Annotated in this window: 13 protein-coding genes; 8 read left to right on the top strand and 5 right to left on the bottom strand. The window is 72.8% G+C overall.

Annotated elements, in window-relative coordinates:
• The first annotated feature begins 44 nt into the window (after positions 1 to 44).
• Together ACIQGQ_RS28445 and ACIQGQ_RS28440 are read left to right on the top strand one after the other, a co-directional pair.
• Positions 45 to 695 carry a thymidine kinase gene (locus ACIQGQ_RS28445; protein ID WP_402400717.1) on the top strand — a complete coding sequence of 217 codons (651 nt, stop codon included), beginning with the start codon at positions 45 to 47 and terminating at the stop codon, positions 693 to 695.
• 63 nt (positions 696 to 758) lie between these two features.
• The gene (locus tag ACIQGQ_RS28440) at positions 759 to 1,625 is read left to right on the top strand and encodes a PaaX family transcriptional regulator C-terminal domain-containing protein (RefSeq protein ID WP_402400928.1); all 867 of its coding nucleotides are present in this window, start codon (positions 759 to 761) and stop codon (positions 1,623 to 1,625) included.
• Positions 1,626 to 1,640: 15 nt separating this feature from the next.
• Here the strand turns inward: ACIQGQ_RS28440 and ACIQGQ_RS28435 are convergent, their stop codons facing one another.
• Positions 1,641 to 2,429: a VOC family protein gene (locus ACIQGQ_RS28435; protein WP_402400714.1), complete on the bottom strand. Its 789-nt coding sequence runs from the start codon at positions 2,427 to 2,429 to the stop codon at positions 1,641 to 1,643.
• Between the two features lie 227 nt (positions 2,430 to 2,656).
• Here ACIQGQ_RS28435 and ACIQGQ_RS28430 point away from each other — a divergent pair, with 227 nt between their 5' ends.
• Positions 2,657 to 3,484, top strand: a complete 828-nt coding sequence (locus ACIQGQ_RS28430) for a sulfurtransferase (RefSeq protein ID WP_402400711.1) — start codon at positions 2,657 to 2,659, stop codon at positions 3,482 to 3,484.
• A 68-nt stretch (positions 3,485 to 3,552) separates the two neighbouring features.
• Here ACIQGQ_RS28430 and sepH read toward each other — a convergent pair whose 3' ends face one another.
• The gene (gene sepH, locus ACIQGQ_RS28425; RefSeq protein ID WP_352273239.1) at positions 3,553 to 4,617 is read right to left on the bottom strand and encodes a septation protein SepH; all 1,065 of its coding nucleotides are present in this window, start codon (positions 4,615 to 4,617) and stop codon (positions 3,553 to 3,555) included.
• Between the two features lie 554 nt (positions 4,618 to 5,171).
• Between sepH and ACIQGQ_RS28420 the strand changes: the two genes are divergently transcribed.
• Positions 5,172 to 6,047: a hypothetical protein gene (locus tag ACIQGQ_RS28420; RefSeq protein ID WP_402400925.1), complete on the top strand. Its 876-nt coding sequence runs from the start codon at positions 5,172 to 5,174 to the stop codon at positions 6,045 to 6,047.
• 22 nt (positions 6,048 to 6,069) lie between these two features.
• On the opposite strand, the gene ACIQGQ_RS28415 is transcribed toward ACIQGQ_RS28420, so the two are convergent.
• Together ACIQGQ_RS28415 and ACIQGQ_RS28410 are read right to left on the bottom strand one after the other, a co-directional pair.
• Positions 6,070 to 7,386, bottom strand: coding sequence for a D-arabinono-1,4-lactone oxidase (locus ACIQGQ_RS28415; RefSeq protein WP_402400709.1), 1,317 nt, complete (start codon positions 7,384 to 7,386; stop codon positions 6,070 to 6,072).
• On the bottom strand, positions 7,349 to 8,590 hold the full coding sequence (locus ACIQGQ_RS28410) for an MFS transporter (protein ID WP_402400706.1): 1,242 nt from the start codon (positions 8,588 to 8,590) through the stop codon (positions 7,349 to 7,351). The genes ACIQGQ_RS28415 and ACIQGQ_RS28410 overlap by 38 nt, the downstream gene beginning before the upstream one ends.
• Positions 8,591 to 8,742: 152 nt before the next feature.
• Between ACIQGQ_RS28410 and ACIQGQ_RS28405 the strand changes: the two genes are divergently transcribed.
• The gene (locus tag ACIQGQ_RS28405) at positions 8,743 to 9,870 is read left to right on the top strand and encodes a ferrochelatase (RefSeq protein ID WP_366296746.1); all 1,128 of its coding nucleotides are present in this window, start codon (positions 8,743 to 8,745) and stop codon (positions 9,868 to 9,870) included.
• Positions 9,871 to 9,905: 35 nt separating this feature from the next.
• Positions 9,906 to 10,724, top strand: coding sequence for an inositol monophosphatase family protein (locus ACIQGQ_RS28400; RefSeq protein WP_402400702.1), 819 nt, complete (start codon positions 9,906 to 9,908; stop codon positions 10,722 to 10,724).
• Between the two features lie 78 nt (positions 10,725 to 10,802).
• On the opposite strand, the gene ACIQGQ_RS28395 is transcribed toward ACIQGQ_RS28400, so the two are convergent.
• Positions 10,803 to 10,976, bottom strand: a complete 174-nt coding sequence (locus ACIQGQ_RS28395) for a hypothetical protein (protein WP_352273234.1) — start codon at positions 10,974 to 10,976, stop codon at positions 10,803 to 10,805.
• Between the two features lie 359 nt (positions 10,977 to 11,335).
• Here ACIQGQ_RS28395 and ACIQGQ_RS28390 point away from each other — a divergent pair, with 359 nt between their 5' ends.
• Together ACIQGQ_RS28390 and ACIQGQ_RS28385 are read left to right on the top strand one after the other, a co-directional pair.
• Positions 11,336 to 11,989 carry a response regulator transcription factor gene (locus ACIQGQ_RS28390; RefSeq protein WP_352273233.1) on the top strand — a complete coding sequence of 218 codons (654 nt, stop codon included), beginning with the start codon at positions 11,336 to 11,338 and terminating at the stop codon, positions 11,987 to 11,989.
• 6 nt (positions 11,990 to 11,995) lie between these two features.
• A complete protein-coding gene (locus tag ACIQGQ_RS28385) occupies positions 11,996 to 13,225 on the top strand; it encodes a sensor histidine kinase (RefSeq protein ID WP_402400698.1) in 1,230 nt (409 codons plus the stop codon).
• Positions 13,226 to 13,314 lie beyond the last annotated feature (89 nt).

Raw genomic sequence — 13,314 nt, 5'->3', positions numbered from 1 at the left:
TTTCCCACCCGTCCCCTCCCCGCCCGAAAGGTGCTGGACCTCTCATGTCCGAGCTTGTGTTCTTCTCCGGAACGATGGACTGCGGAAAGAGCACGCTGGCCCTCCAGATCGGCCACAACCGCTCGGCACGCGGCCTGCAAGGCGTGATCTTCACCCGCGACGACCGGGCGGGGGAGGGCAAGCTCTCCTCGCGGCTGGGCCTGGTCACCGAAGCCGTCGAGGCCGACGAGGGGATGGACCTCTTCGCCCATCTCGTCGACCGGATAAGCCGGGGCGGCCGGGCGGACTACGTGATCGTGGACGAGGCGCAGTTCCTGGCGCCCGGCCAGATCGACCAGCTCGCACGTGTCGTCGACGACCTCGACCTGGACGTCTTCGCGTTCGGCATCACCACCGACTTCCGGACCAAGCTGTTCCCCGGCTCGCAGCGGCTCATCGAGCTGGCCGACCGGGTCGAGACGCTCCAGGTCGAGGCGCTCTGCTGGTGCGGCGCCCGCGCCACGCACAATGCCCGGACGGTCGGAGGTCAGATGGTCGTCGAGGGAGCCCAGGTGGTCGTGGGCGACGTCAACCAGCAGGTCGGCGAGGTCGGTTACGAGGTGCTGTGCCGCCGTCACCACCAGCGCCGCACCACCAGCGCGAGCGCCCGCGCCGCCACGCTCTCCCCGGACGTGCTGCCGGTCGGCCCCGCCTGAACCGCCGTACCCGGGCCGTCCGGCCGCCGTCCCCGACGGGCTGCTTAGGATGACGGCGTGAACATGGCGAGCGGAGAATCAGCCGGGTCCGGACCGGGCCCGCTGGCCAAGGTGCAGCCCCGGCAGCTGATCGTGACCGTCTACGGGCTGTACGCGCGCGACACCGACGGCTGGATGTCGGTGGCCTCGCTGATCCAGCTGCTCGCCGATCTCGACGTCGAGGCACCGACCGTGCGGTCCAGCGTCTCCCGGCTGAAGCGGGCCGGACTGCTGGAGGCCCGGTCGGTCTCCGGGGCGGCCGGATACCGCGTCTCGCCCGCGACCGAACGCATCCTGCGCGACGGCGACCCGCGCATCTTCGCCGCCCGCCGGGCCACCGTCGAGGAGGGCTGGGTACTGGTCGTCTTCTCGGTGCCGGAGTCCGAACGGGCCAGACGGCACACCCTGCGCACCGAGCTCACCCGGCTCGGCTTCGGCTCCGTGTCCGCCGGGGTGTGGATCGCCCCCGGCCACGTCCACGACGAGGCGGAATCCATGCTGGCCCGGCACGGACTGCGCGCCTACACCGACCTCTTCCGGGCCGACTACCTGGCCGCCGCCGGGGGCGACGCCGCCGAACTCGCCACGAAGGTCCGCTCCTGGTGGGACACCGCCCGGCTGCAACGGCTGTACGTCGCGTTCCTGGCCGCGCACCGCCCGGTGGCCGAACGGATCGCGAGCGGCGCCGCGGTGACGGACCGCCAGGCGTTCACGGCGTACATCGGACTCCTCACCGACTGGCGCAGGCTCGTCTACCTCGACCCCGGCCTCGCCCGGGAACTGCTCCCCGAGGAGTGGAGCGGAACGTACGCCTCCGAGCTCTTCGACGAGCTGCACGCCCGGCTGGCCGGACCCGCCCGCCGCCACGTCGAACGGACCCGGGCCCGCTGACCTGCCGGACAGGCCCTAACCGGCCGCCGCCGAGCGCACGATCGCGAACACCGCGCCCTCCGGGTCCGCAACCGTCGCCACCCGCCCGCTCGCCCCGTCCCGGGGCGGGTGCAGCACCTGGCCGCCGAGCTCCACCACCCGACGGGCGGCCCCGTCGGTGTCGGCGACCTCGAAGTACGTCATCCAGTGCGGCCCCCGGTCACGCGGCAGCGCATGGCCGACCCCGTGCAACGAGGCCACCGGGCAGCCGTCCAGACGCAGCGTCTGGTAGTCGAAGTCGGCGGAGACCTCTGCCTCCGCCTCGTAGCCGAAGACCGTCTGGTAGAACTTGCAGACCGTCGAGGTCTCCCTGGTGACCAGCTCGTTCCAGACCGGTGTGCCCGGGGCCCCGGCGAGCGCGGTGCCGAGGTGCGCGGCGGCCTCCCAGATCCCGAAGACCGCGCCGCCCGGGTCGGAGGCGATGGCCATCCGGCCCGCCTCGCCCGACTCACCGGCGTCGAGCGGCCCCACGGCGACCGTGCCCCCGCAGGACCGGACGGCCTCCGCGGTGAGATCCACGTCGTCACTGGCCAGATACGTCGTCCAGGCGACCGGCAGATGCCGGTCGGGCGGCAACTGCCCGATCCCGGCCACCACCTTCCCACCGATCAGGGCCCGGACGTACGGGCCCAGTTGGTCGGGTCCCGGCACGAACTCCCAGCCGAACAGGTCGGCGTAGAAGTCCTGGGTGGTGCCCAATCCGTGCACGAGCAGGCTCACCCAGCACGGGCTTCCGGGCGTACGCGGAGCGGCAGCCTCGGTCATCGTCACTCTCCTCGGACCATCGGGGTGGCCGTACGGGGACGGAGCCGGCGTGCCGTCATGCGGAACGGGATGTGGACGCCCCGTGCAGATGGTGGCACCACCCGGCGCACGAAGCGTCCGGCCGCGCCGCGTCGTTCCGGAACTCGACGCAGAGAGACCGGATTGCCACGGTGCGACCGTTTGGAAGGTGCTACGGCACGGGCGGCTCCTGCGCGAGGATGGCCCCCATGAAGCCCATCATCAGCGCATCCGCATACGCCGACGAGTCGGCGGGGCCACGTCCGCCGGTGCTCCTGGACGTACGTTGGCAGCTGGGCGGCCCGCACGGCCGGCCCGACTACGAGGCCGGGCACATCCCCGGCGCCGTCTTCGTCGACCTGGACGCGGAGCTGGCCGGTCCGGCCGGGCGCGGCGGCCGCCACCCGCTGCCCGATCCGGAGGAGTTCGGCGCGGTCATGCGCCGGGCGGGAGTCTCCGGGGACACCCCGGTGGTCGTGTACGACGGCGGCCAGGGCTGGGCGGCGGCGCGTGCCTGGTGGCTGCTGCGCTGGACGGGGCACGAGGACGTCCGGGTCCTGGACGGCGGCCTCGCCGCATGGCCGGGCGAGCTCCAGAAGGAGACCCCGGCCCCGGCCGAGGGCGACTTCCGCCCCGTCCCCGGAGCGCTGCCGCTGCTCGACGCGGACGGGGCCGCCGCGCTCGCCCGTTCCGGCCTGCTGCTCGACGCGCGGGCCGCCGAGCGCTACCGGGGCGACGTGGAGCCGATCGACCGGGTGGGCGGCCACATCCCCGGCGCCGTATCGGCCCCGACCTCCGAGAACACCGGTGCCGACGGCCGCTTCCTGGCCCCCGGGGAGCTGGCGGCACGCTTCTCGTCGCTCGGAGCGGACCGGGCGGCGGAGATCGGCGTCTACTGCGGCTCCGGGGTCTCCGGCGCCCACGAGGTGCTGGCCCTGGCCGTCGCGGGTCTGCCCGCCGCGCTGTACGCGGGCTCCTGGTCCGAGTGGTCCGGCGACGAGTCCCGCCCGGTCGCCACGGGGCCCGGGCCCCAGTAACGGGGGATCGGCACGAAGGCCCGTACGCGAGGGCGTACGGGCCTTCCTCATGCTGTGGTGAACCCCGCTCAGTCCTGCTTCTTGCGGCGGGTGCCGAAGACGATCTCGTCCCAGGTCGGAACGGCGGCCCGGCGGCCCGGCCGGACGCCGTCCGCCTCGGCCTGGCGGTCCGTCGTGCCGGTCAGCCGGTCGCGGTGGCCCGCCACCGCCCTCGGCATCAGCACATCGGCGTAGGCGGAACCGGCGCCCGCGGACGCCGCGGCGGGCGGCTCGTCCGCCTCCGGCTCCTGCGCGGCGGGCTCGATGGCGGGCGGCTCCGGCTGCGACGGCCGCTCCGGCACCACCATGTCGCCGCGGAAGCTCGGCACCGCCTCCAGCAGGCTGGTCAGCGAATCACGCTCACCGGCCGAGACGGACGCGATGTGCTCCTCCGGCTCGGGCGGGGGCGGCGGAACCGCGGGCCGCTCGATCTGGCGGTCCAGGGCGCGGTCCAGCGGCCGGTCGCGCGGCAGCCGGGCGATCCGGGGCACGAACGGGAAGCTGGGCTCGGGAGCGGCGACGTCGTCGGTCTCGCCGATCAGCGAACGGGCCTCGTCGTCCACGGCCTGCACCAGGCGGCGCGGGGCGTCGTACGTCCAGCTGGCCGAGTGCGGCTCGCCCGCGACCCGGTAGACCAGGAGGACCTCCCAGGTGCCGTCGTCCCGGCGCCAGGAGTCCCACTGGACGGTCTCCTTGTCGGCGCCCCGCAGCAGCAGCCGCTCCTGCACGGCCTCGCCGAGCTGGGGGCCGGTGTTCTCGCCGGGGCGGCGCACGGGGGTCTTGCGGGCACGCTCGGCCATGAAGGCGCGCTCCGCGAGCACGGGGCCCTCGAAGCGGCGGACCCGGTCGACCGGGATCCCGGCGAACTGGGCGACCTCCTCGGCGGAGGCGCCGGCTCGTATCCGGGCCTGGATGTCGCGGGGGCGGAGGTGGCTCTCCACCTCGATCTCGATCTGGCCGAGGCGCGCGCGGTCGTTGCGCACGGCGGCCCGCAGCCGCTCGTCGATCGGGAGTGTGTACTCCGTGCTGTCAGCAGCCTTGAGCACCAGTCGTGTGCCGTCGTTGGAGACGGCCACGACACGCAGTTCGGGCATGGGGACCTCCCGGGTGGTGCCTGCCGACGTCACCTGCGTCGCTGCTTCCGCTAGTCGAGTGTGGCCTGCCCGGGTGCAGCCTGCCACAACATTGCTGTGTTGCCCGGTGTGTCGGGCGCGAGCCCTTGACCGCCGGTGTGACACAGGAACCTATTCTGCAACAGAAAGTGACTTTTGGTCACTTCATGTAGTCGGTCTCCGTGTAATGCCGCGGCGCCGCCGGATCGAGTGCCTCCTTCGGCTCCCTTTTTGAAGATCCGGAACACCCTCGCGGGCATCCGGCCCCAGGGCTCGACACAGTACTCCATTCGGGCCATCAGGGTGGACCGCCGCGCCGTCGAAGTTGTCGCGAGGTGCGGGAGTTGGATGCCGGGCCGGGGTGAGTGGGCGCTTGTCAGGTGTCCTGCTTCACACAATCCCCCGAAGCGGAACTAAGCGCTTCGCTCATATGTCCCTTCCTGGTGCATGGTGGGGGAGATGTCAATAGAGGGCGGAAAACAGTGCAGAAGCCGGAAAATGACATAGAACCCAAGGAAAGGCGTATCGATCTGAGCCTGCCGCAGGTGGCGGGCAGCGCCGTCGCGGCGGTCGCGGCGGCGGTGGCCGCCTCCCAGCTGGGCGTGTACGGAACGATCCTCGGCGCCGGGGTGATGAGCATCGTCGCCACCTGCGGCGGCTCGGTCTTCCAGCACCTCTTCCGGCGTACCGGGGAGCAGATCCGCGACGTGACCGTGCAGGCGCGCGGATCGGGCGGGGGCGGTGCGGCGAGGACGCCCGGGCACGGCCCGCGGGCCCCGTACGGCGCCGGGGCGGCGGACGCCACCGCGGTGCTGCCCGCGGCGGACGACCCGGACCGTACCCGGATGCTCCGGGCGCCGGACGCGACCCAGCTGCTCACCACCGCGCACCCCGTCCCGGACGGGGAGTTCTCCGAGGCCACCACGCACGGCACCCGACTGCGCGGCTGGAGGCGCTCGGCGCTCGGCGCGGCCGTGGTCTTCGTCCTCGCCATGGCCGGGATCACCACGTACGAGCTGGTCTCCGGCGGCGACCTGAGCGGCGGCCACGGGACGACCGTCGGCTCCGTCGTGCGCGGCGGCGGCGAGCGGGACTCCGGTACGGACGTCCCGGCACCGTCGTCGACGAGCACCGGCCGGGACGGGGCCCCGGACCGGGAGGGCGGCACGACGCCCGGGACGGAACAGCAGGGCGGCGCGAGCCGCACCCCGGACCCCGCACAGAGCGGCCGGCCCTCCACCGGTCCGACGGCCGACCCCGCGCCGTCCGGTTCCACCGGCGGCTCCACGGACCCGGCCCCGGAGACCACCCCTTCCCCGGGGGCGTCCGGCGGAGGCTCCACCACCGAACCGGCGGCCCCCGCGGTCGGCGATGCCCCGGCCCAGGGCGACGGCACCGGCGCCGGTCGGTGACCGGCCCGGGGCCGGACCCGGCCTACTCGCCCAGGATCCGGCGCAGGTAGTCGTTGCCGAAGAGCCGGTCCGGGTCCAGCCGGTCGCGGACCGCGGTGAACTCGCCGAAGCGCGGGTACACCCCGGCCAGGTACTCGGCGTCGCGGGTGTTCACCTTGCCCCAGTGCGGGCGCCCGGCATGGGCGGTCATGATGCGCTCCACCGCCGTGAAGTACGCCTGGTACGGCGTGCCCCGGTAGAGGTGGACGGCGATGTACGCGCTCTCGCGGCCCGAGGCCGTGGAGAGCGCGATGTCGTCGGCGGGGGCGGTGCGGACCTCGACCGGGAAGCTGATCCGCAACGGCGAGCGCTCCACCATCGCCCTCAGCTCCCGCAGCGCCTCCACGGCAGCCTCGCGCGGTACCGCGTACTCCATCTCCACGAAGCGGACCCGGCGCGGGCTGGTGAAGACCTTGTACGGGATGTCGGTGTAGGTCCGGGCCGACAGGGCGCGGCTGGAGAGCCTGGCGATCGACGGGATGGTCGCCGGGACCGCCCGGCCGAGCGAGCAGGCCACCTGGAAGATCCCGTTGGAGAGGAGCTCGTCCTCGATCCAGCCGCTGACCTTTCCGGGCGGGGCGGCGGGGCCGGCGCTGCGGTTGTTGCGCTTGGTGTTGCAGTTCCCGGTGTGCGGGAACCAGTAGAACTCGAAGTGCTCGTTCTCGGCGACCAGCTCGTCGAAGTCGCTCATGATCCGGTCGAAGCCCATCGGCTCCTCGCGGGCCGTCAGCAGGAAGACCGGCTCCACGGCGAAGGTGATCGCCGTGACGACGCCCAGCGCGCCGAGCCCGATCCGGGCCACGGCGAAGACGTCGGCGTTCTCCTTCTCCGAGCAGGTCAGCACCGTGCCGTCGGCGGTGACCAGCTCCAGGGCGCGGATCTGGGCGGATATGGACGCCGAGTCCCGTCCGGTGCCGTGGGTGCCCGTCGAGGTGGCGCCCGCGACCGTCTGCTCCATGATGTCGCCCATGTTGGTGAGCGAGAGGCCCTCGCGGGCCAGGGCGGCGTTCAGCCGCTTCAGCGGGGTGCCGGCCTCGACGGTCACCGTCATCGCCTCGCGGTCGATGCTCCGGATGCCGGTGAGGAGATCCGGGCGGATCAGCACGCCGTCGGTGGCGGCCGCCGCGGTGAACGAGTGCCCGGTGCCGACCGGCTTCGCCCGCAGACCGTCCTCCGAGGCCCGGCGCAGCACCTCGGCGAGCTCGGGGACGGACGCGGGCGTCACCGTCCGTACCGGACGGGCGGTGACGTTCCCGGCCCAGTTACGCCACGCGTTCGTCTTCGTCCGTGCGTCGGTCATCTTCCGCGTGCCCTTCGCTAGGGACCGGCCCGCTGAGCCGGCGATACCCCAGGAACGCCACCGCGGCCGCGAGCGCTCCCGCCACCAGGGGCACCACGTACCCCGCCCTCGCCCCCGAGGCGTCGACCACCCAGCCGGCGGCCGAGGAACCGAGCGCGACCCCGACGGCCAGCCCGGTACTCGTCCAGGTCATGCCCTCGGTCAGCTCGGAACGCGGTACGTGCTGCTCGACGAGAGCCATGGTGGTGACCATCGTGGGAGCGATGGCCAGGCCCGCGACGAAGAGCGCCGCGGCCAGGAACGGCAGGTTCCCGGCCAGTTGGAGGGGGATCATACTCACGGCCATCGCGCACACGCCCACCAGCCACCGGATGTTCGCCCGGGCCTTGAGGTGGAGCAGCCCGAAGACCGCTCCCGCCAGGCACGAACCGAGCGCGTAGACGGCCAGCACCAGGCTCGCCGCGGCCTTGTGGCCCTGCTCCTCGGCGAAGGCCACGGTGACCACGTCGACGGCGCCGAAGACCATCCCGGTGGCCACGAAGGTCACCACGAGGACCTGGAGCCCCCGGGAGCGCAGCGCGGAGCCGCCACCCTGGGCCCGGCGCGGGTGCGGAACCGGCTCGGTGGACCGCTGGGCGGTCAGCCATACGACACCGACCAGGAGGAACACCGCCGCCAGCAGCGGCCCGGCCTCCGGGAACCAGATGGTGGACAGGCCGATCGAGATGATCGGCCCGAAGATGAAGCACGCCTCGTCGACGATCGACTCCCAGGCGTACGCGGTGTGCAGCTCGCGGGGCGAGCCGCGGTAGATCTCCGCCCACCGGGCCCGGATCATCGACCCCACGCTGGGGACGCACCCGACGCCCGCCGCGAAGACGAAGAGGGTCCAGTCGGCCAGCCCCTGCTGCGCGCAGAACAGGAGCCCGGCCACCGCCGCCAGCGCGACGAGGGTGGCGGGGCGCAGCACCCGGCGCTGCCCGTGCCGGTCGACGAGCCGGGATATGAGGGGCCCGAGCACCGCCGCCGACATCGCCAGCGTCGCCGACAGCGCGCCGGCCAGCCCGTACCGGCCGGTGATCTGGGAAATCATGGTCACGACGCCGATGCCCATCATGGACAGCGGCATCCGGCCGAGGAATCCGGCCGCCGAGAACCTCTTGGTGCCGGGGACGGCGAATATCGCGCGGTAGGGACTGGGCAAGGGGTGCTCCGGGGCGGCGTGGGCATACGCGCGGAAACGGCGCGCTTTCAACCGATACAGCCTACGGTCGGGCGGATCGGCCGGGCATCGGGGGATGCCTGGAATCGATGTCGGTGGGAGGGCGGCCCGGCGGGAGTGGCAGGATCGGTGTCATGTCCGATCTGCGTGATCCCGCCCCCTACGACGCCCTGCTGCTGCTCTCCTTCGGTGGCCCCGAAGGCCCGGACGACGTGGTTCCGTTCCTCGCGAACGTGACCCGGGGCCGGGGTATTCCCGAGGAGCGGCTCAAGGAGGTCGGCAAGCACTACTTCCTCTTCGACGGCGTCAGCCCGATCAACGCCCAGAACCGCGCGCTGCTGGACGCCCTGCGCAAGGACTTCGCCGAGTACGGGCTGGACCTGCCGGTCCACTGGGGCAACCGCAACTGGGCCCCGTACCTCACCGACACCCTGCGCGAGATGGTCACCGCCGGTCACCGCCGGATCGCGGTCCTCGCGACCAGCGCCTACGCCTCCTACTCCGGCTGCCGGCAGTACCGGGAGAACCTGGCCGACGCGCTGGCCGCCCTGGAGGCCGAGGGGCTGCCCGTGCCCCGGGTCGACAAGCTCCGGCACTACTTCAACCACCCCGGGTTCGTGACGCCCATGGCCGAGGGGGTCCTCGCCGCGCTGGCCGACCTCCCCGAGGACGTACGCGCGGGGGCGCACCTCGCCTTCACCACACACTCCATCCCCACCTCCGCCGCGGACACCTCCGGTCCGGCGGAGGCGCACGGCGAGGGCGGCGCCTACGTCGCCGAGCACCTCGACGTCGCCCGGCTGATCGTCGACGCGGTGCGCGAGGAGACCGGCATCGAGTACCCCTGGCGGCTCGTCTACCAGTCGCGCAGCGGCGCCCCGCACATCCCGTGGCTGGAACCCGACATCTGCGACCACCTGGAGGCGCTGCACGCCGACGGGGTGCCCGCCGTGGTGATGGCCCCCATCGGCTTCGTCTCGGACCACATGGAGGTGCTGTACGACCTCGACACCGAGGCCACCGCCCGCGCCGCCGAGCTGGGCCTGCCGGTGCGGCGCTCCGCGACGGTGGGCGCCGACCCGAGGTTCGCCGCCGCCGTGCGTGAACTGGTGCTGGAGCGGGCCGCGACCGAGCGGGGACAGAGCGTGGAGCGGTGCGCGCTGGGCGCGCTGGGGCCGTCCCACGACCTCTGCCCGGTCGGGTGCTGCCCGGCCCGCGCCGCCCGGCCCGCCGCCGCGGGCGCCGACAGCCCGTACGCCTGACAGCCCGCCCCACGCCCGCCGATCCCTGGAGAGCCGTGTACGAACACGACCTGGACGCGCTGCTCGATCTCGCCCTGGACGCCGCCGCCCGCGCGGGTGCGCTGCTCCGTGACCGCCGCCCGGCCGACCTGGGGGTGGCCGCGACCAAGTCCAGCCCGATCGACGTCGTCACCGAGATGGACATCGCCGCCGAGAAGCTGATCACCACGTTCCTGCGGGACCACCGCCCGGACGACGGCTTCCTCGGCGAGGAAGGGGGCGGCACCGAGGGCCGCAGCGGCGTCCGCTGGGTCATCGACCCGCTGGACGGCACGGTGAACTACCTCTACGGCCTCCCCACCTGGGCCGTCTCCATCGCCGCCGAGCGTGACGGCGAGCGGCTGGTGGGCGTCGTGGCGGCCCCGATGCGCGGGGAGACCTACTGGGCGGTGCTCGGCTCCGGGGCCCACGCCTCGGGCGGCGCCTTCGGCGAGGGCACCGTGCTGCGCTGCCGCCCCGCACCCCCGCTCGACCAGGCACTCGTCTCGACCGGTTTCAACTACGTGGCCGAGGTCCGTACCCACCAGGCGGAGGTGGCGCGGCGGCTCATCCCGCGACTGCGCGACATCCGGCGCGGCGGATCGGCCGCCGTGGACCTCTGCGACGTGGCCGCGGGGCGCCTGGACGGCTACTACGAGCGCGGGCTGCACCCCTGGGACCTGGCGGCCGGCGACCTCATCGCCCGCGAGGCGGGCGCGTACACCGGCGGACGCCCCGGCCGGCCCGCCGACGGCGATCTGGCGGTCGCCGCCACCCCGGGCGTCTTCGAGCCGCTCCAGGCCCTCCTGGAGGAGCACGGCGCCTGGCACGACTAGGACAACCCCTGGGGGTGTCCGGCACGGGCAGGGCCCCGACACCGGTGACCGGTGTCGGGGCCCTGCCCGCCGACGTGCTCAGACGCTGCTGGCGCCGATCTCGACGCCGTGCTCGGCGGCGAGGCGGTGAAGGTCGTCCAGTTCGCTCTGTTCGACGTCCGCGAGGAAGTCGTCGCCCGTCTCGCGGGCCCGGGTGAGGTCGTGCTCGGTGGTCCTGATCCGCTGCAGCAGACCTGCGGTGAAAGCGTCCATAATGCGCCCCCTCATCGTGGGTCGGTGGCACGGGGGTGTGCCCGGGGTTTCCCTCCGCGCGGTGGCGGTAGGGCGGGTGATCACGCGCTCTCCGGGGACGGAGTGGCCTGTGGCACGCCACATTCAAGGCGTGATCTCGGGTGTGCATTCGTCCTCCCCGGGCCTTGGACCCGAGAAACCTCAACTGGGCGGAAAATCCGGTGAATTCCCGTGAGCCGGGCCAGGGTGGCGTCGCCTTACCGCCGGTTTATGCGTGTTGCGGGCAGGATGGAGCCGCACAGTTCCCTGCCCACGGGCGCTCCGGACACGGACCGTGGGCACTCCGTCACATCATGAAGTTTCTAAGGAAGGACAGCGCCGTGCGCGTACTCGTCGTGGAGGACGAGCAGCTGCTCGCCGATGCGGTGGCCACCGGATTGCGCCGCGAGGCCATGGCCGTCGATGTCGTGTACGACGGCGCGGCGGCCGTGGAGCGCATCGAGGTCAACGACTACGACGTCGTGGTGCTGGACCGCGACCTCCCCCTGGTCCACGGCGACGACGTCTGCCGCCGGGTCGTCGAGCTGGGCGTCCCCACCCGGGTCCTGATGCTCACGGCCTCCGGGGACGTCAGCGACCGGGTCGAGGGCCTGGAGCTGGGCGCCGACGACTATCTGCCCAAGCCGTTCGCGTTCACCGAGCTCACCGCCCGGGTGCGGGCGCTCGGCCGGCGTACGACGGTGGCGCTGCCGCCCGTCCTGGAGCGGGCCGGCATCAGGCTCGACCCGAACCGGCGGGAGGTCTTCCGGGGCGACACGGAGGTCCAGCTCGCGCCGAAGGAGTTCGCCGTGCTGGAGGTCCTGATGCGCAGCGAGGGCGCGGTCGTCTCGGCCGAGCAGCTGCTGGAGAAGGCCTGGGACGAGAACACCGACCCGTTCACCAACGTCGTCCGGGTGACGGTCATGACCCTGCGCCGCAAACTCGGCGAGCCCGCGGTGATCGTCACCGTGCCCGGCTCCGGCTACCGGATCTGACGGCCGATGCCCGCGGTACCCGCGCCGCCAGCGGCGCCTCCGAAGCCCCACTGGGAGCCCAAGCAGCAGGATCCCCCCTACTGGCTGCGTCCGACCATCCGGATACGGCTCACGCTGCTCTACGGCGGCATGTTCCTGATCGCCGGCATCCTGTTGCTGTCGATCATCTACATGCTGGCCGCACAGGCCCTGCACGTGGGCAGCGAGCTCCCGTTCAAGATCGTCAACGGCCAGGTCACCAGCACTGTCTGCAACCTGCCGGAGAAGGCGTCCCCGGACACCTTCAACGCGGCGATGAACGCCTGCGTCAACCATCAGCGCCAGCAGGCGCTCGACACGCTGCTCAACCGCTCGCTGCTGGCCCTTGTCGGCCTGAGCGTCATCGCCTTCGCCTTCGGTTACGCGATGGCCGGGCGGGTCCTGTCGCCGCTGGGCCGGATCACCCGCACCGCCCGTCGGGTGGCCGGAACCGATCTGTCCCGCCGGATCGAGCTGGACGGTCCGGACGACGAGCTGAAGGAGCTGGCCGACACCTTCGACGAGATGCTGGACCGCCTGGAGCGGGCCTTCACCGCCCAGCAGCGGTTCGTCGGGAACGCCTCGCACGAGCTGCGTACACCGCTCGCGATCAACCGCACCCTGCTGGAGGTCCACCTCTCCGACCCCCAGGCCCCGCCGGAGCTCAAGCAGCTGGGCAAGACCCTGCTGGCCACCAACGAGCGCAGCGAGCAGCTGGTGGAGGGCCTGCTGCTGCTGGCCCGCAGCGACAACCAGATCGTCGAGCGCAAACCGGTCGATCTCGCGGAGGTCGCCTCCCGGGCGCTCGACCAGACGCGCGGCGAGGCGGAGGAGCGCGGGGTGGCGATCCGCGGCGAGCGGGCGCCCGTCGTGGTCCAGGGCAACGGCGTCCTGCTGGAGCGGATCGCGCTGAACCTGGTGCAGAACGCCGTGCGGTACAACGTCCCCGAGGACGGCTGGGTGGAGGTCACCACCGAGCTCCAGGGCGGCCAGGCCCTGCTCGTGGTCTCGAACACCGGCCCCGTGGTGCCCGCGTACGAGATCGACAACCTCTTCGAGCCCTTCAGGCGGCTGCGTACGGAGCGAACGGGCAGCGACAAGGGGGTCGGCCTCGGCCTGTCGATCGCGCGGTCCGTGGCGCGCGCACACGGCGGCCGTATCATCGCGGAGCCCCGCGAGGGCGGTGGCCTTGTGATGCGCGTCTCACTTCCGGTGTGAGAGGCCGGGTGAAGCGATGAGGACACACAGACGATTGTTCGCTTTGGGCGGAATTTTCGGGACCTGGACCCAGGTGATCCGTGTGTGAT

The sequence above is a fragment of the Streptomyces sp. NPDC092952 genome (genome assembly GCF_044754785.1).
Lineage (GTDB): Bacteria > Actinomycetota > Actinomycetes > Streptomycetales > Streptomycetaceae > Streptomyces.
The sequence above is the reverse complement of the archived record's forward strand: the minus strand, read 5'-3'. Positions and strand labels throughout refer to the sequence as shown.